The organism is Serratia ureilytica, assembly GCF_017309605.1.
In the GTDB taxonomy this organism is placed as follows: Bacteria; Pseudomonadota; Gammaproteobacteria; order Enterobacterales; family Enterobacteriaceae; genus Serratia; species Serratia ureilytica.
On the sequence record NZ_CP071320.1, the window covers coordinates 956,236 to 979,083 of the forward strand.

At 60.4% G+C, this 22,848-nt stretch carries 16 protein-coding genes; 11 read left to right on the top strand and 5 right to left on the bottom strand.

The genetic code is table 11. From position 1 onward, the window contains the following. Nucleotides 1-298 precede the first annotated feature (298 nt). Entirely contained in the window at nt 299-1,537 is a 1,239-nt protein-coding gene (locus J0X03_RS04400) for an MFS transporter (protein ID WP_033644867.1), read from the bottom strand. A 178-nt stretch (nt 1,538-1,715) separates the two neighbouring features. On the opposite strand from J0X03_RS04400, the gene J0X03_RS04405 reads away from it, so the two are divergent. From J0X03_RS04405 to J0X03_RS04425, 5 genes are all read left to right on the top strand, one after another. Then, nucleotides 1,716-2,042 carry a YqcC family protein gene (locus J0X03_RS04405; RefSeq protein WP_033644943.1) on the top strand — a complete coding sequence of 109 codons (327 nt, stop codon included), beginning with the start codon at nt 1,716-1,718 and terminating at the stop codon, nt 2,040-2,042. Between the two features lie 146 nt (nt 2,043-2,188). After that, complete coding sequence (locus J0X03_RS04410; RefSeq protein WP_206975683.1) at nt 2,189-8,164, top strand: alpha-2-macroglobulin; 5,976 nt, start codon at nt 2,189-2,191, stop codon at nt 8,162-8,164. A 49-nt stretch (nt 8,165-8,213) separates the two neighbouring features. After that, complete coding sequence (gene pbpC, locus J0X03_RS04415; protein WP_033644869.1) at nt 8,214-10,562, top strand: penicillin-binding protein 1C; 2,349 nt, start codon at nt 8,214-8,216, stop codon at nt 10,560-10,562. A gap of 60 nt (nt 10,563-10,622) precedes the next feature. Further along, nucleotides 10,623-11,393 (top strand): tRNA pseudouridine(65) synthase TruC, encoded by a 771-nt coding sequence (gene truC / locus J0X03_RS04420; RefSeq protein ID WP_042785783.1) that lies wholly within the window; start codon nt 10,623-10,625, stop codon nt 11,391-11,393. Between the two features lie 33 nt (nt 11,394-11,426). After that, complete coding sequence (locus J0X03_RS04425) at nt 11,427-11,879, top strand: flavodoxin (protein ID WP_033644870.1); 453 nt, start codon at nt 11,427-11,429, stop codon at nt 11,877-11,879. Nucleotides 11,880-11,936: 57 nt separating this feature from the next. On the opposite strand, the gene J0X03_RS04430 is transcribed toward J0X03_RS04425, so the two are convergent. The 4 genes from J0X03_RS04430 to map form a co-directional block, all read right to left on the bottom strand. Beyond that, nucleotides 11,937-12,326, bottom strand: coding sequence for a DUF3461 family protein (locus J0X03_RS04430; protein WP_004931929.1), 390 nt, complete (start codon nt 12,324-12,326; stop codon nt 11,937-11,939). A gap of 129 nt (nt 12,327-12,455) precedes the next feature. Next, nucleotides 12,456-13,280, bottom strand: a complete 825-nt coding sequence (dapD, locus tag J0X03_RS04435; RefSeq protein WP_004931932.1) for a 2,3,4,5-tetrahydropyridine-2,6-dicarboxylate N-succinyltransferase — start codon at nt 13,278-13,280, stop codon at nt 12,456-12,458. Nucleotides 13,281-13,322: 42 nt separating this feature from the next. After that, entirely contained in the window at nt 13,323-15,986 is a 2,664-nt protein-coding gene (gene glnD, locus J0X03_RS04440; RefSeq protein WP_042785782.1) for a bifunctional uridylyltransferase/uridylyl-removing protein GlnD, read from the bottom strand. A gap of 73 nt (nt 15,987-16,059) precedes the next feature. Continuing rightward, nucleotides 16,060-16,854: a type I methionyl aminopeptidase gene (map, locus tag J0X03_RS04445; protein ID WP_028127527.1), complete on the bottom strand. Its 795-nt coding sequence runs from the start codon at nt 16,852-16,854 to the stop codon at nt 16,060-16,062. A 345-nt stretch (nt 16,855-17,199) separates the two neighbouring features. Between map and rpsB the strand changes: the two genes are divergently transcribed. From rpsB to ispU, 6 genes are all read left to right on the top strand, one after another. Then, nucleotides 17,200-17,925, top strand: a complete 726-nt coding sequence (gene rpsB / locus J0X03_RS04450; RefSeq protein WP_016929891.1) for a 30S ribosomal protein S2 — start codon at nt 17,200-17,202, stop codon at nt 17,923-17,925. 129 nt (nt 17,926-18,054) lie between these two features. Then, nucleotides 18,055-18,906, top strand: coding sequence for a translation elongation factor Ts (tsf, locus tag J0X03_RS04455; protein ID WP_033644872.1), 852 nt, complete (start codon nt 18,055-18,057; stop codon nt 18,904-18,906). A 148-nt stretch (nt 18,907-19,054) separates the two neighbouring features. After that, nucleotides 19,055-19,780, top strand: coding sequence for a UMP kinase (gene pyrH / locus J0X03_RS04460; RefSeq protein ID WP_004931940.1), 726 nt, complete (start codon nt 19,055-19,057; stop codon nt 19,778-19,780). Between the two features lie 119 nt (nt 19,781-19,899). Continuing rightward, nucleotides 19,900-20,457 carry a ribosome recycling factor gene (gene frr, locus J0X03_RS04465; protein WP_025160240.1) on the top strand — a complete coding sequence of 186 codons (558 nt, stop codon included), beginning with the start codon at nt 19,900-19,902 and terminating at the stop codon, nt 20,455-20,457. 157 nt (nt 20,458-20,614) lie between these two features. Beyond that, nucleotides 20,615-21,820, top strand: coding sequence for a 1-deoxy-D-xylulose-5-phosphate reductoisomerase (gene ispC, locus J0X03_RS04470; protein WP_103101961.1), 1,206 nt, complete (start codon nt 20,615-20,617; stop codon nt 21,818-21,820). Between the two features lie 268 nt (nt 21,821-22,088). Then, complete coding sequence (gene ispU / locus J0X03_RS04475) at nt 22,089-22,847, top strand: (2E,6E)-farnesyl-diphosphate-specific ditrans,polycis-undecaprenyl-diphosphate synthase (RefSeq protein ID WP_033644874.1); 759 nt, start codon at nt 22,089-22,091, stop codon at nt 22,845-22,847. Nucleotide 22,848: the final 1 nt, after the last annotated feature.

A 22,848-nucleotide genomic window follows, 5' to 3' on the forward strand; every position in this document is an offset into this window, starting at 1 on the left:
AGATGCCCAGGATGTTTCAGGATTGAAACCAAGGACACCTCCAGGACGGAGATTGAGAGCCGGCGCAGGACTGTCGGCGGGTCAGGAAGGCTGAGGAACCGCGTCAGGACGATGCTGCAGGATGATGCAAGGACCACTTGGTCAGGATGGCCGCAGGAAAAGTTTTCAAGGATTGAGCAGGGAGCATGCTGTGTAGCGGGATGGCTATAAAACGAACCGGGGGCACTGTTAACGCAGTGCCCCCAACTTTTTGTTCTATTCCGCCGCGCGTGCGCCCCGTCTCAATCCTTCTTCCGCGTTAACCAATCGCGCCCAGCGTATCGCCTGCGCCCTGTTTTTTCGGCAGCAGGAACAGCGTGGCGTAGATATCCAGCAGGTAAATCGCCGCCAACAGGCTGATGGCGGCGGTAAACGACACCTGCGTCACCAGCGCGCCGATCACCAATGGCCCCAGGCCGCCGACGCCGCGTCCCAGATTGAACAGGATGTTTTGCGCGGTGGCGCGTGCTTGCACCGGGTAGGTATCGGAAATCAACGCGCCGTAACCGCCGATCATGCCGTTGACGAACATGCCCATCACTGCGCCGGCGAACAGCATCAGCATCGGATCGCTCAACTGGGCGTAGCCGATCACCATCACCACCGCGCCGACCTGATACAGCACGAAAATCTTCCAGCGGGCGAAGCGGTCGGCCAGGACGCCGAACAGCCAGATGCCGAACGTCATGCCGACCACCGTCACCGCCGTCCACAGGCCGGACTTGGTGAGCGAGAAGCCGAAGTTTTTCGCCAGATAAGTCGGCATCCAGATCATCAGCCCGTAGTAGCCGAAGTTCTGCACCGAACAGAGAATGAAGATGCCGATGCTGGCCTTGCTGGTGGCGCGATCCTTAAACAGCAGGCGCAAACGCTGAAGGAAGGAGAGCGGCTGCCCGGCGTCTTTCTGCCGCACGAATTCCTCCGGTTCGCCCAGCGTGCGGCGGATCAGGAATGACGCCAGCGCCGGCAGCAGGCCGACCAGGAACATGCCGCGCCAGCCGATATGTTCCAGCAGCAGCGGCGTCAGGAAAGCGGCCGCCAGCACCCCCAACTGCCAGCCCATGCCGACGTAGGCCGAAGCGCGGTTGCGTTTCTCCGCCGGCCAGGCTTCGGCGATCAGCGCCATGCCGATGCCGAACTCGCCGCCCAGCCCGATGCCCGCCAGCGTGCGATAGGCGAGTAGATCCCAATAGCCTTGCGCCACGGCGCACAGGCCGGTGAACAGGGAAAACATCAGGATGGTGATAGTCAGCACCCGGATGCGGCCGAAGCGATCGCTGAGATGGCCGAAGATCACGCCGCCCAGCACCGCGCCGATCAGCGTCCAGGTGACCAGCGAACCGGCGGCCGATGAGGTTAATCCTAATTCGATGCTGATGGCCGGCAGCATAAAGCCGAGGATCAGCAGGTCAAACCCGTCCATGGCGTAACCGGTGACCGAGGCCAGCATGGCCTTACCGGGCGTCGCGTGATTTTTTTTCTCTGTTATTACGGACATGAATCTTTATCTGTGTGGTGAATTCGGTGGGCCTATTGTGCCGCGCGGCGGCGCACGCCACCAGATAAAAACGGCAGCCGGTCTCGGGCGCGCCAAATTTGGGCTATAAAAATGCTATGCTTTGCCGCCTTTCAGCCAGCGAGCTGAATATCATGATGAAAAGAGATCGGGAATGCAGATGAGTATACATAATCAGGTTCGCCGCAGTTTGCAGGCGATTGAACAATCCATGCGCGATTTGGCCTTGTGGCAGGCCGCGCCGCCCGAGCCTGAGGCTTTCTCCAGCACCGAGCCGTTCTGCATCGACAGCATGTCGGCCGAGGCTTGGCTGCAGTGGGTGTTTCTGCCGCGCATGTATGCGCTGTTGGACGCCGAAGCGCCGCTGCCGACGCGTTTTGCCATCACGCCTTACTTCGAGGAGGCGTTGAAGGAGCGTGAGCCGAGCAGTCTGCCGCTGTTGGTGCTGCTGCAGCAGTTGGATTTGATGTTGAATAAAGAGCCGTAATTCGCCGGCGGCGCGCAGATTTTTGCCGCCCGGCAGTGTAGAGTACTCGCGCGGATGCCGGGCAGGAGAGCCGACGGCGTCTTTCGGCTCGGTTAAACCGCGGCGGTTGACCGGGGGCTGCATTAGGATGATGAGGTGCTGCAATAATGGATTTATTAAGGTTTATCCTTCGTTTGCCTTTTACCCTGGTTAAGGGCGTTTGCCGCCTGTTGGGTGGGGTCTTGTCGCTGTTGGGGCGGTTGCTGAGACCGCTGGTCGGCAACCTCAGCTGGCGCGCGCCGGCCTGGTGGGCTGCGCTGCCGCGCGGTTTTCTGCGGCTGGAAAGCGGCGTGGATAAACATCCGAAAGCGATCGGTCTGGGCCTGCTGCTGCTGGCAGGCGCCGCGGGCGGCGCGTTTTACGGTTGGCACTGGTGGCAAAATCGGCCTCAGCCGATCGAACCGGCGCCGATGGTGGTTCAGGAGGTCAGCGCATCGCTGGCTAACCCCGCGCCGATAGATTACACCGCCGCCCGGCAAGCGCCACAAACGGTGAGTCTGGCCTTCAGCGGCTCGGTCGCGCCGATCGCCGCGGTGGGCAAAACCGTGAGCGCCGGCATCACCCTCAAACCGACGGCGGAAGGGCAGTGGGCGTGGAACAATGAATCGACGCTGGTGTTCACGCCGAAAAAGCCGCTGCCGATGGGCGCGAAATATGACGTGACCCTCGAGCCCGCTACCTTGCTGGCGCCGCAGGTCAAACTCGCCAAAACCCGCTATGCCTTCACCGTGCCTGCGTTCGGCTACCGTCTGGGGCAGGCCGAGTACTACCGCGATCCGCAGAATGCGCAGAAACGCAGCGCGATTTTCAATCTGCAGTTCAACGCGCCGGTCGACGTCGCCAGCTTTGAAAAACAGATTTCGCTGGGATTGAAAGAAGGCAGCGCCACCTCCGAGAAGAAGCTGAATTTCTCTCTGGTATATGACGAGAAAAAACTGAACGCCTGGGTGCATTCCGAGCCGCTGCAGGCGCTGGATCAGGGCGGCGCGGTACATCTGACCGTCGGCAAGGGCGTTAAATCGACGGCGGCCGGCAACGCGGTCGAAGAGGCGAAAAGCAACTGGGTCAAGGTTCCTACCCTGTACAGCCTGGCGCTGAGCGACGTCAGCGCCCAGGTGGTGGACACCGACGGCGGCAAAGGGCAGCGTGCGCTGGTGGTTGGTTTCAGCGATGCGGTGAAGGATAAAGAGCTGGCGCGAGCCGCGAAAGCCTGGCTGCTGCCGCAGCACGATCCGAGCGATGCCGAGGCCGCCAATGATGCTGAAGACTTTTACCCATGGACGGTAGACAGCGTCGGCAAGAACGTGCTGGCGCAGGCGACGCCGCTGCCGTTGACGCTTAACGAGGCGGAAGAGGCCTATCAGCCGCAGTTCAGCTTCCGTTTTGACGCCCCGGCGCACCGCTTTATGCTGCTCGAGATCGATAACCAGCTGATCTCCGCCGGCGGTTACAAAATGCCGAAGAAGGTTTATCGGGTGGTCGAAGTGCCGGAGTTCCCGAAATCGCTGCAGTTCATGTCGCAGGGCTCGCTGCTGTCGGTCAACGGCGACAAGCAGATCAGCGTGGCGGCGCGTAACGTGGCGGGCCTGCGGCTGGACATCAAGCGGGTGATCCCGAGTCAGCTGCAGCACATTGTTTCCTTCAAAAGCCGGGAATACTCGTCCACGGAATTCAACCGGCTCAACGATGAGTATTTCACCGAGCATTTCAAATACCAGACGGCGCTCAACAACGAGCGGCCGGGGGAAGTGAACTATCAGGGCATCGATCTTTCCCGCTATCTCTCCACCAACGCCAGTTCCCATCGTGGGGTGTTTCTGTTGACGCTGTCGGAATGGCAGCCGAATCGCAAACCGGCGGCGGAAGAGGCGGGTGCCGAGCAGGAGCAGGAACAAGATGAAAGCGAAGGGGAAGAGCAGCCCGACGTCGGCGATTCGCGTTTTGTGGTGGTGACCGATCTGGGCATCGTCGCCAAGAGCTCGCAGGATAAGACGCGCGACGTCTTCGTGCAGTCGATCCAAAGCGGTGCGCCGGTCAGCGGCGCCAACGTATCGGTGGTGGCCAAAAACGGCGTGACGCTGCTCAGCCAAACCACCGGCGCCGACGGCCACGTGCGTTTCCCGGCGCTGGATGTGTACACCAACGAGCGCCAGCCGGTGATGTTCCTGGTGGAGAAAGAAGGGGATGTCTCCTTCCTGCCGACCGGCAGCTATAACGATCGCGGGCTGGATTTCTCGCGCTTCGACGTTGCCGGTGAACAAACGCCGACCGATCCGCGCACGCTCAGCAGCTACCTGTTCTCCGACCGCGGCGTGTATCGGCCGGGAGACACCTTCAATATCGGCCTGATCACTCGCGCCGCCGACTGGCGCGTTGGCCTCGCCGGCGTGCCGGTGCGCGCCGAAATTCGCGATCCGCGCGACAAGCTGATGTCCACCGTGCCGCTGACGCTGGGCGCCAGCGGTTTCAACGAACTGAGCTATACCACCGATGAAAACTCGCCCACCGGCGAGTGGAACGTTTATCTGTATCTGATCGGCAAAAACAACGACACCTCCACGCTGCTCGGCCATACCGCAGTCAATGTGAAGGAGTTCGAGCCGGATCAACTGAAAGTGAAGCTGGCGTTGACGCCGGACCGCCAGCAAGGCTGGGTCAAGCCGTCTGAGCTGAAGGCCAGCATCGATGTGCAGAACCTGTTCGGCACCCCGGCGCAAGATCGCCGTGTGACCACCAGGCTGACGCTGCGGCCAATGTATCCGAGCTTCGATCGCTTCCCGGATTATGCGTTCTACGAAAACCGACAAAACAGCGACGGGTTCGAAACCGAGCTGGAAGATCGCACCACCGATGAACACGGCGCGGCTGATATTCCGCTCGATCTGAAATCTTACGCCGACGCCACTTATCAGCTGCAGCTGTTGTCGGAGGCGTTCGTTGCCGGCGGCGGTCGCTCGGTGGCGGCTACCGCCCGTACGCTGGTTTCGCCTTACGATTACCTGATTGGGGTGAAGGCCGACGGCGATCTGGGCTACATCAATCGCGATGCGGAGCGGCATCTGAACGTGATCGCCATCGATCCGGCCTTGAAACAGATCGCCATGCCGAACCTGAAGCAGGTGCTGATCGAACAGAAATACATTTCGGTGCTGACCAAACAGGATTCGGGCGTTTACAAATATCAGTCGAAGATGAAGGAAGTGCAGCTCTCGGAACAGCCGCTGGCGCTGGGCGATCAGGGCGCGGATCTGCGGCTGGCGACCGATAAGCCGGGCGACTTCGTGCTGGTGATCGAAGATGCGCAGGGCAAGACGCTCAACCGCGTCGCCTACAGCGTGGCCGGCAACGCCAACCTGAGCCGTTCGCTGGATCGCAACGCCGAACTGAAGCTAAAACTCAACCAGGCGGAATACCAGCCCGGTGAAGAGATCGAGGTGGCGATTAACGCGCCCTATACCGGCAGCGGCTTGATCACCATCGAGAAGGACAAGGTTTACGCCTGGCAGTGGTTCCACACCGACACCACCAGCTCGGTGCAGACGATCCGCGTGCCGGCCGGCATGGAGGGCAACGGCTACATCAACGTGCAGTTCGTGCGCGACATCAACTCCAGCGAGATCTTCATGAGCCCGCTGAGCTATGGCGTGATGCCGTTCAAGATCAGCACCAAGGCGCGCCAAAACAGCCTCGAGGTGACGGCGCCGGAGGTCATCAAACCGGGTGAAAACCTGACGATGACGGTCAAGACCGATGCGCCGCAGCAGGTGGCGCTGTTCGCCGTCGATGAGGGCATTCTGCAGGTGGCGCGTTACCGTCTGAAGGATCCGCTGGAGTTCTTCTTCAGCAAGCGCGAACTGAACGTGAGCAGCTCGCAGATCCTCGATCTGATCCTGCCGGAATTCAGCAAGCTGATGGCGCTGACCGCGGCGCCGGGCGGCGATGCGGGCGAAGGGCTGGATCTCAACCTCAACCCGTTCAAGCGCAAGCGCGATAAGCCGGTGGCCTATTGGTCCGGCATTACCGAGGTCAGCGGCGAGAAACAGTTCGTCTACCCGGTGCCGGACTACTTCAACGGCAAGATCCGCATCATGGCGATTTCGGTGACGCCGGAGAAAATCGGCAAGGCGCAAACCGCCGCTACGGTGCGCGACAGCTTCATCATGACGCCGAACGTGCCGGCGATGGTGGCGCCGGGCGATGAGTTCGACGTCAGCGTGGGCGTCAGCAACAACCTCGAAGGGCTGAACGGCCAGTCGGCAGCCATCAACGTCCTGCTGACGCCGCCGCCGCAATTGGAGGTGGTGGGCAACGCGACGCAAAGCCTGACGCTGGCGGAAAAACGCGAGGGCGTGATCGCCTTCCGTCTGCGCGCCAAAGCCGTTTTGGGCGATGCGCCGCTGGTGTTCGACGCCCGTTACGGCGACCAGGCCAGCCGTCGCACCGTCAGCACCTCGGTGCGGCCGGCGGCGCCGTACCGTACTCAATCGGTGATGGGGCGCATGAGCGGCGGCAGCCAGAACGTCGATGGCCTGCGCCAGATGTTCGACGCTTTCGCGCAGCGCCGGGCGGCAGTGTCGAATTCGCCGCTGGTGCTGACCAGCGGGTTGGCGCAATACCTGGCGGATTATCCGTATTACTGTTCCGAGCAGATCGTCAGCCGTTCCATTCCGCTGATGTTGCAGAGCCGCCATCCAGAGATGAAAGGCAGCCTGAGCCAGGCGGAAGTCAGCAAGCAGCTGCGCAACCTGCTGGGCGTGCTGCGCGCCCGTCAGAACGACAGCGGGGCGATCGGCGCCTGGCGTTCGTCGCCGGATGCCGATCCTTTCGTCACGCCTTATGTGGTGCAATATCTGCTCGAAGCCAAAGCGGCGGGTTACGCCCTGCCGGAAGGCATGCTGGACGAAGCTAACGGCGCGCTGCGCGAGCTGGCGGCCAGCGGTTTCGACGATCTGTATCTGCTGCGCCTGCGCAGCTGGGCGGTCTACCTGCTGACGCTGCAGGGCGAAGTGACCACCAACTCGCTGGCGGCCGTGCAGGATACGCTGCAAAAACGCTATGGCGAAGGGTGGAAAACCGATCTGAGCGCGCTGTATCTGGCCTCTTCCTATCGTTTGTTGAAGATGGACGACGAAGCCGCCGCGCTGTTGCAACCCAGCTGGCAGCAACTGAGCAAAGCCTATGACAGCGCCTGGTGGACGCAGAACTATTTCGATCCGCTGGTGCAGGATGCGACGCGGCTGTATTTGATTACCCGTCACTTCCCTGAGAAGGTGGCGTCGATTCCGCCGCAGGTGCTGGAGAATATGGTCAAGGCACTGAAGGAAGAGCGTTATACCACCTACTCCTCTGCAATGAGCATCCTGGCGCTGGAAAGCTATTCGGCCCAGGTGGCGGCGCAATCCGCCAATGCGGACGCGTTAGGCATCGTGCAGGTGGGCAAAAGCGGCGGCGACCCGCAGCGCATCAGTGAGCTGCAGGGGCTGTTCGTTCAGGGGCAGTTCAACGCCGATGCCACCGCCGTGCGCTTCACCAACGGCGGCAGCGCGCCGGCCTGGTATGTGGTGACGCAGGCCGGTTACGATCTGAACGCGCCGCAAAAAGCGCTGTCGCGCGGGATTGAGATCGTCCGCGAGTACACCGACGAACAGGGCAAACCGGTGACGCAGGTGACGCTGGGGCAGAAGATCAACGTCCATCTGAAGGTGCGCGCCAACTCGAAAGAGGGGCAGAGCAACCTGGCGATTGTCGATCTGCTGCCGGGCGGGTTCGAAGTGGTGCAGCAGACGCCGCCGGAACCGGCCGATGCCGGTGAGGAGAGCGACGATCGCGGCGGCTGGCAGTCGCCGCTGGCCGCCACCGGCTCCACCTGGGCGCCGGATTACAGCGACATCCGTGAAGATCGGGTGATTATCTACGGCAGCGCCGGCACCGAGGTGCAGGAGTTCGTCTATCAGATCAAGGCCACCAATACCGGCAGCTTTATTATTCCACCGGCCTACGGCGAAGCCATGTATGACCGAGAAGTGCAGGCCATGTCGGCCGGCGGCGGCAAGCTGGTGGTGGTGCCGGCGGGCAACGACTAGGCCGTATCCGGCGCCAGGCCAGCGTCTGGCGCCGGAATGCTGAGAACGTATGAAGATCCTGACCGGGCGCGTGCTGCAAAACGGCTTGATGGCGGTGTTTTTACTGGCGCTGCTGTTGACCGCAATTCGGCTGTGGCCGCATCCGCCCCTGTGGCAGGGGCTGCCGCAGTCTTCCGTTTATTACGACAGGCACGGCGCGCTGCTGCGCATTACGCTGGCCAACGACGATCGCTACCGGCTGTGGACCCCGCTGGAGCAAGTGTCGCCGCTGGCGGTGCGCGGGTTGCTGCTGCACGAAGATCGTTGGTTCTACTATAACCCCGGCTTTAACCCTGTCAGCCTGATGCGCGGTTTCTGGCGCAGCTATGTCGCCGGCGGCAAAATGCAGGGCGGTTCGACCATCAGCATGCAGCTGGCGCGGATGCGCTGGCATCTCAATACCCGTACGCCGGGCGGCAAGGTGTTGCAGGTGCTGCGTGCGGTGCAGCTGGAACTGAGCTACTCCAAGCGTGATATCCTGGAAGCCTATTTGAATTACGCGCCCTACGGCCGCAACATTGAAAGCATCGGCGCCGCCAGCCTGATCTATTTCGCCAAGCCGCCGCGGGAGTTGACTCTGCCGGAGGCGCTGACGCTGGCGGTCTTGCCGCAGTCACCCAGCTACCGTCTGGAGCCGAAAACCGGCGTGCTCGGCGCGGCGTTGACGCAGGCGCGCAATCGTCTGTTCCAGCGTTGGCAGCGGGTTTACCCCACCGACGCCAGCCAGCAAACGCTGTTCCGCCTGCCGTTGGCGCTGCGGCAGCCTGAACAAGTGCCTTATATCGCACCGCACTTTATCGAACAGCTGCGCCTGCAGACGCAGCAACTGGTGCAGCGCGATACCCGCGTAGACACGACGCTGGACGCCGGGCTGCAGCGGCTGGTCGAACGGCAGGTCAACGCTTTTATCGCCCGCAACCGCAGCCGCGGCATCCAAAACGCCGCGGTGCTGCTGGTGGACAGCCGCGATATGGGGGTGCGCGCGCTGGTGGGCTCGGCGGACTATTACAATCGTCCGATCCAGGGGCAGGTGAACGGCACCAACGCCAAGCGTTCGCCGGGATCGACGCTGAAGCCGTTCATCTACGCGCTGGGCATGGAGCAGGGCGTGCTGCATCCGATGACCATTCTGAAAGACGTGCCTTCGTCGTTCGGCGCCTATGCGCCGGAAAATTTCGACCGGCGTTTTCTCGGCCCGGTGACCGCCACCGACGCGCTGAATTTCAGCCGTAACATCCCGGCGGTCTATGTCGCCTCACAGCTGCGTCAGCCGACCTTTTATCAGTTTTTGCGCCTGACCGGCGTCGCCAATATGGCCAATGAGAGCCACTACGGACTGTCGCTGGTGCTGGGCGGCGGCGAGGTGACGGCGCAGGAGCTGGCGAAGCTATACGCGTTGCTGGCGAACCGCGGCGAGCTGCGGCCGCTGCGATTGCGGCTGAACGAGGGTGAACCGAGGCCGGTGCGGCTGTTGAGCGAGGAGGCCAGTTTCATCACGCTGGATATGCTGCGCCAGCACCGGCGGCCGGGCGATACGCTGGCGCAGCGTTCTTCGTCGCTGCCGGTGTACTGGAAGACCGGCACCTCATGGGGCTTTCGCGACGCCTGGAGCGTCGGGATTTTCGGCCCTTACGTGCTGGTGGTGTGGGAAGGCAACTTCGATGGGCGCGGCAACAATGCGTTGGTCGGCGCCGAGGCGGCCGCGCCGCTGTTTTTCAATATCATCGACAGCGTCAACGCCAGCTATCCCGCCCTGCGGGAACCGAAACATCCGTTCCCCAAGCGGCTGCGGCGGGTAGACATCTGTCTCGCCAGCGGCGATCTGCCGACGCCGTGGTGCCAGCAAAAGGGCAAGACCTGGTTCATTCCCGGCAAGTCGCCGATCAAGGTAGACAGCGTCTACCGGCCGGTGGTGCTGGATATTCACAGCGGCGAGGTTGTTTGCCCGCCGTATGACGCGGCGCAGACCCGCACCGAAATTTTTGAATTCTGGCCTTCCGATTTGGCCAACGTGTTCGCCCAGGCCGGGCTGCCGAAGCGGGCGCCGCCGGTCAATCGCTGCAAGGACAACGGCATCGCCGTCGGCGGCAACGCGCCGCGCATCACCTCGCCGTTGAAAAACACCACTTATACCCTGCGCCAGTCGCAACAGGGACGGGACAAAATCGCCTTCAATGCGGTGACGGACGCCGACAGCAAGACGGTGTACTGGTTCGTCGACGATATCTATCTCGGCAGCAGCGCCAGCAAAAAACCGATCGACTGGCGGCCGATCAACAACGGGCGCTACCGCATTCGGGCGGTGGACGATCGCGGCCGCGCCGATACGCGCCTGGTGACCATCGAATGGGTGAACTAGCGTTGCGTCTCATGCCTGTTATACTCGCGCCCGAAACGGCTATTGACCTGGGAATGCGATGTGATTGAGATTTTGTATCAGGATGAACACCTGGTGGCGGTGAACAAACCGTCGGGCTGGTTGGTGCACCGCAGTTGGCTGGACCGTCATGAAACTCGCTTTATGATGCAGACGGTGCGCGATCAGCTCGGGAAGCACGTCTTTACCGTGCACCGTCTCGATCGTCCGACGTCCGGCGTGCTGCTGATGGCGCTCTCCAGCGAGGTGGCGCGCCTGCTGTCGCAGCAGTTCGAGCAGCATCAGGTGCAGAAAACCTACCATGCGGTGGTGCGCGGTTACGTGCAGGAGGAGGCGACCCTCGACTACCCGCTGACGGCGGAGCTGGATAAAATCGCCGATAAACATGCCGATGCCGACAAGGGGCCGCAGCCGGCCGTGACGCACTACCGGCCGTTGGCGCAGGTAGAGATGCCGGTGGCCGTCGGCCGCTACGACAGCGCGCGTTACAGTCTGGTGGAACTGCAGCCGGAAACCGGCCGCAAACATCAGCTGCGGCGCCATATGGCGCACCTGCGCCACCCGATCATCGGCGACAGCAAGCACGGCGATCTGCGGCAGAATCGCGGGATGGCGCAGCATTTCGGTTGCCCGCGCCTGATGCTGCACGCCAGCCATCTGCAGCTGACGCACCCGGTGACCGGCGAGCCGCTGCAGGTAACGGCGCGCTGGGACGAGGCCTGGCAAGGGGTGATGGCGCAGTTCGGCTGGGCGGGGGTATTCCCTGAACTTGCCGGGGTTGAGTTTAGCGCGGCTAACGGTCAGGATAGCTGACAATTTTTAAAGGTAATGAAGGGAGTAGGAGCCATGGCTCAGGTTGGTATCTTCGTGGGAACGGTCTACGGCAATTCGCTGCTGGTGGCGGAAGAGGCGCAAAACATCCTCAGCGAGCAGGGCCATGAGGTCAAACTGTTCGAAGAGGGCACGCTGGAGGCCTGGCAGTTTTATCGTCAGCACTACGCGCTGGTGATCACCTCCACCACCGGGCAGGGCGATCTGCCGGACAGCATCGCGCCGCTGTTCCACGCTATCCGCGATCAGGTTGGCTATCAGCCGGAGCTGCGCTATGGGCTGATCGCCCTCGGTGACAGCAGCTATGACCACTTCTGCGGCGCCGGGCGCACGTTCGATGCGCTGCTGCAGGAACAGGGCGCCACCCGCGTTGGCGAAGTGCTGGAAATCGATGCGATGGAACAGCCGGAGCCGGAAGTGGCCGCCTGCCCGTGGGTCGAGCAGTGGGGCACGCTGCTGCAGTCATAACGTAAAAAGGCGCCGCAAAAGGGCGCCTTAACGATGATGCGGGTCAACCGATCCGCATTATTTGCCGCGGGTGAGTTTTTCCAGATCGGCTTCGATCTCGGCAATCTTGTGCGACACCACGCCTTCGAGATGGCGCAGGTCGTCGAGGATTTTACGCTTCAGATCCACTTCCACCTGATCGCGCTGGCACAGCTGATCCAGCTCGTCGATCACGTAACGCAGGTTCGGGTTGATCTCGTGAATTTCCTTGTAGCCCTGGCCGGCGTTGTCCGCCACCACGGTTTTACGCTGGCGCGGATACTTGAACTTCACGCTCTTGGCGAAGAACTCGCCCTTGTCCTTGCGGAAATAGATCTTGAGGATGTCGTTGTTGGCCTCTTGACGCAGGCTATAGCGATCGACGTCTTCCGGTTGATTGATGCCCAAACTCTTCAAGTTATCGTACATACTGCGCCCTCTTTAGATGTGATCGTTATATTCCACGACTGCGATTATGGCGGAAAGCGAGATCTGCGACTGTGACTGCCAGCGAAACGCAGACAAAAAAATAGCGGGTGAATCACCCGCTATTTCAATTTAGTCGATAGTACGCAATAACTCATTAATGCCGACTTTACCGCGCGTTTTGGCGTCGACTTTCTTGACGATCACCGCGCAGTACAGGCTGTAAGAACCGTCTTTCGACGGCAGGTTGCCGGAAACCACCACCGAACCCGCCGGCACACGGCCGTAATGGATTTCGCCGGTCTCGCGGTCATAGATGCGGGTGCTCTGGCCGAGGTAGACGCCCATCGAAATCACCGAGCCTTCTTCCACGATCACGCCTTCCACCACTTCGGAACGCGCGCCGATGAAGCAGTTGTCTTCGATGATGGTCGGGTTGGCCTGCAGCGGCTCCAGCACGCCGCCGATGCCGACGCCGCCGGACAGGTGAACGTTTTTGCCGATCTGCGCGCAAGAACCGACGGTGGCCCAGGTGTCGACCATGGTGCCTTCGTCGACGTAGGCGCCGATGTTAACGTAAGACGGCATCAGCACGGTGTTGCGAGCGATGAACGCGCCCTGGCGCACGGTGGCCGGCGGCACGACGCGGAAGCCTTCCTTCTGGAAGCGTGCTTCGTCGTAGTCGGCGAATTTCATCGGCACTTTGTCGTAGTAGCGGGTTTCCGCGCCGTCCATCACCTTGTTGTCGTTGATGCGGAAAGAGAGCAGCACGGCTTTCTTCAGCCACTGGTGGGTGACCCATTGACCGTCGATCTTCTCGGCGACGCGCAGGGCGCCGCTGTCCAGCAGGCCGATCACCTGGTTTACCGCTTCGCGCGTTACGGTGTCTACGTTCGCCGGGGTGATGTCCGCACGGCGTTCGAAGGCGCTTTCAATAACGTTCTGTAATTGCTGCATGCTGTTCTCTTTCCTGATGTTGTCGGTAAAAAGTTACTTGTATCACATTTTATCGTTTGGGGTGAGGGCCTCTGTCAACCGTTGCTCCAACTTTCTGCGCGTTTCTTGGTCGAGCGCGCGCCGCTCGCCGTCGGCCAGGATAAACAAATCCTCGACCCGCTCGCCGATGGTGGAAATGCGCGCGCCGTGCAGCGACAGCCCCAGATCGGCGAACACTTCGCCCACCCGTGCCAGCAGGCCGGGTTGGTCGAGCGCGGTCAGCTCCAGGTAGCTGCGACGATCGGTGTGGGTCGGCAGGAAGGTGACCTCGGTCGGCACGCTGAAGTGGCGCAGCTTGGAAGAGGGGCGGCGCACGCGCGGCGGCTGGTACTCCCGCTGGGTGATGGCCTGCAGCAGCGCCTGGCGGATCGCCGCGTGGCGATCCTGCGCCAGCGGGCTGCCGTCCGGCTCCAGCACGATAAAGGTGTCCATCGCCATACCGTCGCGGTTGGTGAAGATCTGGGCGTCGTGCACGCTCAGGTTGCGGCGATCCATCTCCCCGGCGACGGCGGCGAACAGATAAGGACGATCCGGGCTCCAGATGAAGATCTCGGTGCCGCCGCGCGTCGCCTGGCGGCTGACCAGCACCAGCGGCTGGGTGGAATCGTGGGCCAGCAGATGGCGGGCGTGCCAGGCCAGCTGATTCGGCGAGTGGCGCAGGAAATAGTCGGCGCGGCAGCGGCTCCAGATGCGGTGCAGCGCCTCTTCGTCGATGTTGTCCATGCGCAGCAGCGCCAACGCCTGCAGCCGGTGGTGGCGCACGCGTTCGCGCAGATCCGGGCTGTTTTGCATGCCGCGGCGCAGCTGTTTCTCGGTGGCGAAATACAGCTCGCGCAACAGGCTCTGCTTCCAGCTGTTCCACAGGGTTTCGTTGGTGGCGCAGATATCCGCCACCGTCAGGCATACCAGGTAGCGCAGGCGAGTTTCGCTCTGCACTTCGCTGCTGAACTGCTGGATCACCGTTGGATCCTGGATATCGCGGCGCTGCGCGGTGACCGACATCAGCAGGTGGCAGCGCACCAGCCAGGCCACCAGTTGGGTTTCTCGCGAATTGAGGCCGTGCAGCTCGGCGAACTCCACCACGTCCTCCGCGCCGAGGATCGAGTGATCGCCGCCGCGCCCTTTGGCGATATCGTGGAACAAGGCCGCCAGCAGCAGCAGTTCCGGGTGCGGCAGGCGCGGATACAGCTCCACGCACAGCGGATGGCGCGGCCGGGTTTGCGGATCGGCGAAGCTCTCCAGCTTCTGCAGCACCCGGATAGTGTGCTCGTCGACGGTATAGGCGTGGAACAGATCGAACTGCATCTGCCCGACGATCTTGCCCCACTGCGGCATATAGGCCCACAGCACGCTGTGACGGTGCATCGGCACCAGCGCGCGCGACACCGCGCCGGGATGGCGCAGGATGGCCATGAACAGATCGCGCGCTTCCGGGATGGTGCACAGCGGCTGTTTCAGGTGGCGGCGCGCGTGGCGCAGCTGGCGCACGGTGGTGGAGTAAATGCCTTTGATCTCGCGGTTGCGCACCATCAGGTAGAACATGCGCATGATGGCTTGCGGCTCGCGGATGAACAGCGTTTCGTCACGCAGATCGATCAGAGCGCCGCGCAGTTGGAAATCGTCGTTCAGCGGACGCGGTTTTTCGGTGGCGTCCAGCGCCAGGATGGCTTCGTCGAACAGCTGCAGCAGCATGTGGTTCAGCTCGCTGACGCGCCGCGTCATGCGGTAGAAGTCTTTCATCATGCGCTCGACCGGCTCGTTGCCTTCGCCTTCATAGCGCAGCAGCTGCGCGACGCTGAGCTGGCGATCGAACAGCAGACGGTTGTCGTAACGCGGCAGCACCAGGTGCAGCGCAAAGCGGATGCGCCACAGGAAGCTCTGGCATTCGTTCAGCTCGTTGCGTTCGGCCTGGGTGAGAAAGCCGAAGCCGACCATTTCGTCCAGCGAGGTGGCGCCGAAGTGGCGGCGCGCCACCCACAGCAGCGTGTGGATGTCGCGCAGGCCGCCGGGGCTGCTTTTGATATCCGGCTCCAGGTTATAGCTGGTGCCGTGGTAGCGCTGATGACGTTCTTGCTGCTCGTTGATCTTGGCGTGGAAAAACTGCGGCGAAGGCCAAAAGCCGTCGCTGAAGATATGTTTTTGCATCTGCAGGAACAGCGCGACGTCGCCGCAGATCATGCGCGATTCGATCAGGTTGGTGGCCACGGTCAGATCCGCCAGCCCTTCCAGCAGACACTCTTCCAGGGTGCGCACGCTGTGGCCCACTTCCAGCTTGAGATCCCACAGCAGGGTGATGAATTCGCCGACCCGCTGCGACTGTTGCTCCGTCAGCCGGCGCTGGCTGAGCACCAGCACGTCGATATCCGACAGCGGGTGCAGCTCGCCGCGGCCGTAGCCGCCGACCGCCACCAGCGCGGTTTCCGGGATATCTTCAAAGCCGTAGAACGTCCACAGCCGGCGCAGCAGGCGATCGATGAAGTCGCTGCGCGCCGCCACCAGGCTTTCGGCGCTGGAGCCGGCGTCGAACGCCGCCGCCAGCCACAGCTGAAACTGTTCCAGCCGCTGTTTCAGCACCGGGCAGGTGAGCTCGTCGTCGCCGTAGGCGCTGGGGGAGGCGGGCGGCATCGGCACGGCCGGGGCCGCCTGTTGAAGAAGATTGTCAGACATAGTGCGCAGCCCATAAAAAAGGCCGGCATAAGCCGGCCTGGTGATATTCTGCACGCGGCGTTCGCCGCGGTGCTTACATCTCGTGCGTAATGATGTTGGGGATGGTGTCATCCTTGCGCAACGTCATTATCTCGCAGCCGTTATCAGTCACCACAATAGTATGCTCATACTGCGCCGACAAGCTGCGATCTTTGGTTTTTACCGTCCAGCCGTCTTTCATGGTGCGGATGCGGTAGTCGCCGGCGTTGACCATCGGTTCGATGGTGAAGGCCATGCCCGGCTGCAGCACCACGCCGCCGTCGTCCGCGTCATAGTGCAGCACCTGCGGCTCTTCGTGGAACACTTCGCCGATGCCGTGGCCGCAGTACTCGCGCACCACGGAGAACTTCTCGGCTTCGACGAATTGCTGGATAGCCTTGCCCAGGGTGCGCAGACGGATGCCCGGTTTGACCATCTTCAGCGCCAGATACAGGCTTTCCTGAGTAACGCGGCACAGGCGCTCGCCCAGAATGGTCGGTTTGCCGACGATGAACATCTTCGAGGTGTCGCCGTGAAAACCGTCTTTAATCACGGTCACGTCGATGTTGACGATGTCGCCGTCTTTCAGCGTTTTGTCGTCGCTCGGGATGCCGTGGCACACCACTTCGTTCACCGAAATGCACACGGATTTCGGGAAGCCGTGATAGCCGAGGCAGGCGGAAATGGCCTGCTGCTCGTTGGTGATGTACTCGTGACAGATACGGTCCAGCTCGCCGGTGGTCACGCCAGGTTTGACGTGCGGCTCGATGATCTCCAGCACTTCGGCGGCCAGGCGGCCGGCCACGCGCATTTTTTGGATGTCATCAGGTGTTTTAATTGAGATTGCCATGAAATTCGTCCGCAGGTGTCGTTATCGTCGACAATAAGAAGCAGTGACTTATGGTATCAGCCCGGCCGGGGGCTGCCAAATTTCATTTCCTGACGCCCGGCGAAACGCAACAAAAGTTGGTGTCGGCGGCGGGTTTATGGTATAAAGCGCGCCGGCGATCCGTGTCTTGGTTCTTGTGACCTGGCGGGAATGAGCCGAAAATACTTTAACTGCACTCATTTTGTGTAAATAACACACACGTATCGGCACATCCGCCGGGGTGCCCTGAGGTGACTTGTCGCCGCCAGGGTCGGCGTTATGGGATACGTGGAGGCATAACCCCAATTAATCTATAGAGGTTTAATCATGGCAACTGTTTCCATGCGCGACATGCTCAAGGCTGGTGTTCACTTTGGTCACCAGACCCGTTACTGGAACCCGAAAATGAAGCCTTTCATCTTCGGCGCTCGTAACAAGGTTCACATCATCAACCTGGAGCAGACTGTACCAATGTTCAACGCCGCTCTGGCTGAACTGAGCAAGATCTCTTCCCGTAAAGGCAAGATCCTGTTCGTTGGTACCAAACGCGCAGCAAGCGAAGCGGTAAAAGACGCTGCGAACAGCTGTGACCAGTTCTTCGTGAACCACCGCTGGTTGGGTGGCATGCTGACTAACTGGAAAACCGTTCGTCAGTCCATCAAGCGTTTGAAAGATCTGGAAATCCAGTCTCAAGACGGCACCCTGGACAAGCTGACCAAGAAAGAAGCGCTGATGCGCACTCGTGAACTGGCCAAGCTGGAAAACTCCCTGGGCGGTATCAAAGATATGGGCGGTCTGCCAGACGCACTGTTCGTTATCGATGCCGATCACGAGCACATCGCGATCAAAGAAGCCAACAACCTGGGTATCCCGGTATTCTCTATCGTTGATACCAACTCCAACCCAGACGGCGTTGACTTCATCATCCCTGGTAACGACGACGCAATCCGTGCAGTAAACCTGTACCTGACTGCTGTTGCTGCCGCTGTGCGTGAAGGTCGTTCTCAAGATCTGGCCGTTCAGGCGGAAGAAGGCTTCGTAGAAGCTGAATAATAAGGCAAGCTCGTCACTGAGCCCTTATTAACCAGGTATTGACATATGTTGGTTAGGGGGGCCTGTAAAGGCCCCCTTTGCTTATCTGAATGAGAACTGTCTCCACGCGAGATAACCGAGGAAAAATAAATGGCTGATATTACCGCTGCCCTGGTAAAAGAACTGCGCGAGCGTACCGGCGCTGGCATGATGGATTGCAAGAAGGCGCTGGTTGAATCCAACGGCGACATCGAACTGGCAATCGAAAACATGCGTAAGTCCGGTGCGATCAAAGCCGCTAAAAAAGCAGGCAACGTAGCTGCTGACGGCGTGATCAAAACCAAGATCGAAGGCAACTACGGCATCATTCTGGAAGTTAACTGCCAGACTGACTTCGTTGCGAAAGACGCCGGTTTCCAGGCGTTCGCCGACAAAGTGCTGGATGCCGCTATGGCCGGCAAAATCACTGACGTTGACGTGCTGAAAGCACAGTTCGAAGAAGAGCGCGTAGCGCTGGTGGCAAAAATCGGCGAAAACATCAACATTCGTCGCGTTGCTTCCCTGGAAGGCGACGTGCTGGGCAGCTACCTGCACGGCGCGCGCATCGGCGTTCTGGTTGCGGCTAAAGGCGCTGACGAAGAGCTGGTTAAGCAAATCGCAATGCACATTGCGGCGAGCAAGCCAGAGTTCGTGAAGCCAGAAGACGTGTCTGCTGAAGTGGTAGAAAAAGAGTACCAGGTTCAGCTGGACATCGCCATGCAGTCCGGCAAGCCGAAAGAAATCGCAGAGAAAATGGTTGAAGGCCGCATGAAGAAATTCACCGGCGAAGTTTCTCTGACCGGTCAGCCTTTCGTTATGGATCCGAGCAAATCCGTTGCTCAGGTGCTGAAAGAGCACAACGCTGACGTGACCAACTTCATTCGCTTCGAAGTGGGCGAAGGCATCGAGAAAGTCGAAACCGACTTCGCTGCTGAAGTTGCCGCGATGAGCAAACAGTCTTAATGACTGTCGATGGAACCGCCGTCTGGCGGTTCCATACTATCCAGCCAGAATTACACCGGTGGCAGGCCCTGCAGCGTGATGCTCACCTCAGGCGCGTTTCATCGGCTGAAATCCCCAATACTAATACTGCTTCTTAGGACAGAACACCATGGCAACCAATGCAAAACCCGTATATCAGCGTATTCTGCTTAAACTGAGTGGCGAAGCCCTGCAAGGTGCAGAAGGTTTTGGTATCGACGCCAGCGTTTTGGATCGCATGGCTCAGGAAGTGAAAGAGCTGGTCGAACTGGGAATTCAGGTCGGTGTAGTTATTGGCGGCGGGAACTTGTTCCGCGGCGCGGGGCTGGCGCAAGCCGGCATGAACCGCGTAGTGGGCGACCACATGGGAATGCTGGCTACCGTGATGAACGGCCTGGCTATGCGTGATGCACTGCACCGTGCCTATGTGAACGCCCGCCTGATGTCAGCGATCCCGCTGAACGGCGTATGTGATAATTACAGCTGGGCAGAGGCTATCAGCCTGCTGCGCAACAACCGCGTGGTGATCTTCTCCGCCGGTACCGGCAACCCGTTCTTTACCACCGATTCCGCTGCCTGCCTGCGCGGCATCGAGATCGAAGCGGACGTGGTGCTGAAAGCCACCAAAGTGGATGGCGTATACTCCGCCGATCCGGTGAAAAACCCGGATGCGACGCTGTATGAACAATTAACCTATCAGGACGTGCTGGAGCGCGAGCTGAAAGTGATGGATCTGGCGGCATTTACGCTGGCCCGCGATCACGGTCTGCCGATCCGCGTGTTCAACATGAACAAGCCTGGTGCGCTGCGCCGCGTGGTGATGGGTGAGAACGAAGGTACGTTGATCAGCAAATAAGGCTGTTCACACCTCTTTTTCGGAGCGCGTGACGCCAGGCGCCGCGCGCTCTTCGAGTACGATTACGGGCTATACTTGAGTATCGCCTGCCAAGTAACCAGCTTCCAAGGGTTTGCAACGTGACTAATGAAATCAGAAAAGATGCTGATTCACGCATGGAAAAAAGCGTAGAAGCATTCAAAAACCAAATCAGCAAGATCCGTACCGGCCGCGCTTCTCCAAGCATTCTGGACGGCATCATGGTGGAATACTACGGCGCCGCTACGCCGCTGCGTCAGCTGGCCAACGTGACCGTGGAAGACTCCCGCACGCTGAAAATCAACGTATTCGACCGCAGCCTGAGCCAAGCCGTTGAGAAAGCGATCATGAGCTCTGATCTGGGCCTCAACCCGTCTTCCGCCGGTTCTGACATTCGCGTTCCGCTGCCTCCGCTGACCGAAGAACGTCGTAAGGATCTGATCAAGATCGTGCGCGGCGAAGCCGAGCAGGGCCGCGTAGCGGTGCGTAACGTGCGTCGCGACGCCAACGACAAGGTCAAGGCGCTGCTGAAAGATAAAGAGATCAGCGAAGACGAAGAGCGTCGTTCACAAGACGAGATTCAGAAAATGACCGACGCTTACATCAAGCTGGTCGACGCCGCGCTGGCGGAGAAAGAAAAAGAGCTGATGGAATTCTAATCAGCATCGCGCAGAAAAAAAGCGTCGCCTGGGCGGCGCTTTGTTTTTTGTGGCGCAGATCCCGTTTCATCGTACTGAAAGATCATGGACAAGCGGTGTCCAAGGTTCCACACTGGAGCACCTCCGATCTCATCAGACAGTTATTCAGAGTGAACTCATGAAGCAACTGACCATTCTTGGCTCGACCGGCTCGGTAGGGACCAGCACCCTGGCCGTGGTCAGGGCGAATCTCGACCGTTTTGCGATCAAAGCGCTGGTGGCCGGCCGCAATGTTGCGGTCATGGCGCAGCAATGCATGGAATTTCGGCCCGCGTTTGCCGCGATGGCGGATGAAAGCGCCGCGCGCGAGCTGCGCGCTATCCTGGCGGAGAACGGTGTCGCTACCGAAGTGTTGGCCGGGGAACAAGCGGCCTGTGAATTGGCCGCTTTGGATGACGTCGATCAAGTGACGGCGGCCATCGTCGGCGCCGCGGGGCTGTTGCCGACGCTGGCGGCGATCCGCGCGGGCAAGCAGGTGCTGCTGGCCAACAAAGAGTCGCTGGTCACCTGCGGCCGTCTGTTTATGGACGCGGTGCGGCAAAGCCAGGCGCAACTGCTGCCGCTCGACAGCGAGCACAACGCGATTTTTCAGAGTTTGCCTGAGAACATTCAGCGTCAGTTGGGATACTCTTCACTGGACAGTCATGGTGTTTCGCGCATCGTGCTTACCGGTTCCGGCGGCCCGTTCCGCACCACGCCGTTGGAACAGTTCGCCGCGATGACGCCGGATCAAGCCTGCGCCCACCCAAACTGGTCGATGGGCCGCAAGATCTCGGTGGATTCCGCCACCATGATGAACAAAGGTCTGGAATACATTGAGGCCCGCTGGCTGTTTAACGCCTCGGCCGAGCAAATGGAAGTGATCCTGCACCCGCAGTCGGTGATTCACTCGATGGTGCGCTATGCCGACGGCAGCGTGCTGGCGCAGTTGGGGACGCCGGATATGCGCACGCCAATCGCTCACGCGATGGCGTATCCGCAGCGTGTGAATTCCGGTGTGGAAGCGCTGGACTTCTGCCGTATCGGTTCGCTGACCTTCGCCGAACCGGAGCGTGAGCGTTATCCTTGCCTGTATTTGGCGATCGAAGCGTTCGATGCCGGCCAGGCGGCCACCACCGCGCTGAACGCGGCCAACGAAATCGCCGTGGCGGCATTTTTGCAGCAGCAGATTCGCTTTACCGATATCGCGGCGGTCAATCGCCAGGTGCTGGAACGTCTCGCGCTGCAGGAACCGACGAGCATCGAAGCGGTCTTAGACATTGACCGTCAGGCGCGCGCCGCCGCTGAGGAGCGGGTTCGCGCGTTGTGCGGCCGATCACGGTGATTATCCGATTTTGCTCGTAATTCGCGTGCGCCGCAGCGGGGCCGTTTGTTCATGCCCCGCTGAGGTGGTATAGTCTGCGCCACCTGTCAGCGGTTATACCGTTGAATTATGGCCCGATTGGCGCCTTGTGCGTCAATGGCGGCCCGGCTGCGCCGGGTGTCGCAAGGGCAGGCTGAAAGCCGTGTCGGGCACACGGCTTTTTTTGCGCGTAAGGGCCTGATGTTCCGGAAAGGCAGTTATATTTCTATTGAGGAAATAAGTACGAGTTATGTCGTCCGCAAACCAACAAGAGGCTAATCCATCTTCCCCGGGGCCGCGCCATGTCGCCATTATCATGGACGGTAACGGACGCTGGGCCAAACGTCAGGGCAAGTTACGTGTCTTCGGTCATAAAGCAGGGGTGAAATCGGTTCGCCGCGCGGTCAGTTTTGCCGCCAGCCACCATTTAGATGCGCTCACGCTTTATGCCTTCAGCAGCGAAAACTGGAACCGTCCGGTGCAGGAAGTCTCTGCCCTGATGGAGCTTTTTGTCCGCGCTTTGGATAGTGAAGTAAAAAGCCTGCATAAACATAACGTCAGGCTGCGAGTGATCGGCGATATCAGCCGATTCAGCGCGCGTTTGCAGGAGCGGATCCGCCGCTCTGAAGCTCTGACGGAAAATAACGATGGCCTGACGCTCAATATCGCTGCCAACTACGGCGGCCGTTGGGATATCATTCAGGGAGTAAGGGAACTGGCCGAACAGGTACGGGTAGGCGAGTTGCACCCGGATCAGATCAGCGAGGAATTATTGAACGAGCGGGTTTGCATGAGCGACCTGGCGCCGGTGGATCTGGTTATCCGCACCGGTGGCGAGCATCGCATCAGTAATTTCCTGCTGTGGCAAATCGCCTATGCTGAACTTTACTTTACTGATGTGCTCTGGCCTGATTTCGATGAACTTGTCTTTGAAGGTGCGCTGAATGCATTTGCACAACGTGAGCGCCGCTTCGGGGGAACAACACCTAACGGCGCCGATGCGTCCTAGG

Excerpts from the sequence above, each read along its gene's own strand:
- J0X03_RS04400 (WP_033644867.1), bottom strand. The coding sequence starts at position 1,537 with ATGTCCGTAATAACAGAGAAAAAAAATCACGCGACGCCCGGTAAGGCC.
- ispC (WP_103101961.1), top strand. The coding sequence starts at position 20,615 with ATGAAGCAACTGACCATTCTTGGCTCGACCGGCTCGGTAGGGACCAGC.
- tsf (WP_033644872.1), top strand. The coding sequence starts at position 18,055 with ATGGCTGATATTACCGCTGCCCTGGTAAAAGAACTGCGCGAGCGTACC.
- ispU (WP_033644874.1), top strand. The coding sequence starts at position 22,089 with ATGTCGTCCGCAAACCAACAAGAGGCTAATCCATCTTCCCCGGGGCCG.
- pbpC (WP_033644869.1), top strand. The coding sequence starts at position 8,214 with ATGAAGATCCTGACCGGGCGCGTGCTGCAAAACGGCTTGATGGCGGTG.
- dapD (WP_004931932.1), bottom strand. The coding sequence starts at position 13,280 with ATGCAGCAATTACAGAACGTTATTGAAAGCGCCTTCGAACGCCGTGCG.
- J0X03_RS04425 (WP_033644870.1), top strand. The coding sequence starts at position 11,427 with ATGGCTCAGGTTGGTATCTTCGTGGGAACGGTCTACGGCAATTCGCTG.
- J0X03_RS04405 (WP_033644943.1), top strand. The coding sequence starts at position 1,716 with ATGAGTATACATAATCAGGTTCGCCGCAGTTTGCAGGCGATTGAACAA.
- pyrH (WP_004931940.1), top strand. The coding sequence starts at position 19,055 with ATGGCAACCAATGCAAAACCCGTATATCAGCGTATTCTGCTTAAACTG.
- map (WP_028127527.1), bottom strand. The coding sequence starts at position 16,854 with ATGGCAATCTCAATTAAAACACCTGATGACATCCAAAAAATGCGCGTG.
- glnD (WP_042785782.1), bottom strand. The coding sequence starts at position 15,986 with ATGTCTGACAATCTTCTTCAACAGGCGGCCCCGGCCGTGCCGATGCCG.
- J0X03_RS04430 (WP_004931929.1), bottom strand. The coding sequence starts at position 12,326 with ATGTACGATAACTTGAAGAGTTTGGGCATCAATCAACCGGAAGACGTC.
- J0X03_RS04410 (WP_206975683.1), top strand. The coding sequence starts at position 2,189 with ATGGATTTATTAAGGTTTATCCTTCGTTTGCCTTTTACCCTGGTTAAG.
- rpsB (WP_016929891.1), top strand. The coding sequence starts at position 17,200 with ATGGCAACTGTTTCCATGCGCGACATGCTCAAGGCTGGTGTTCACTTT.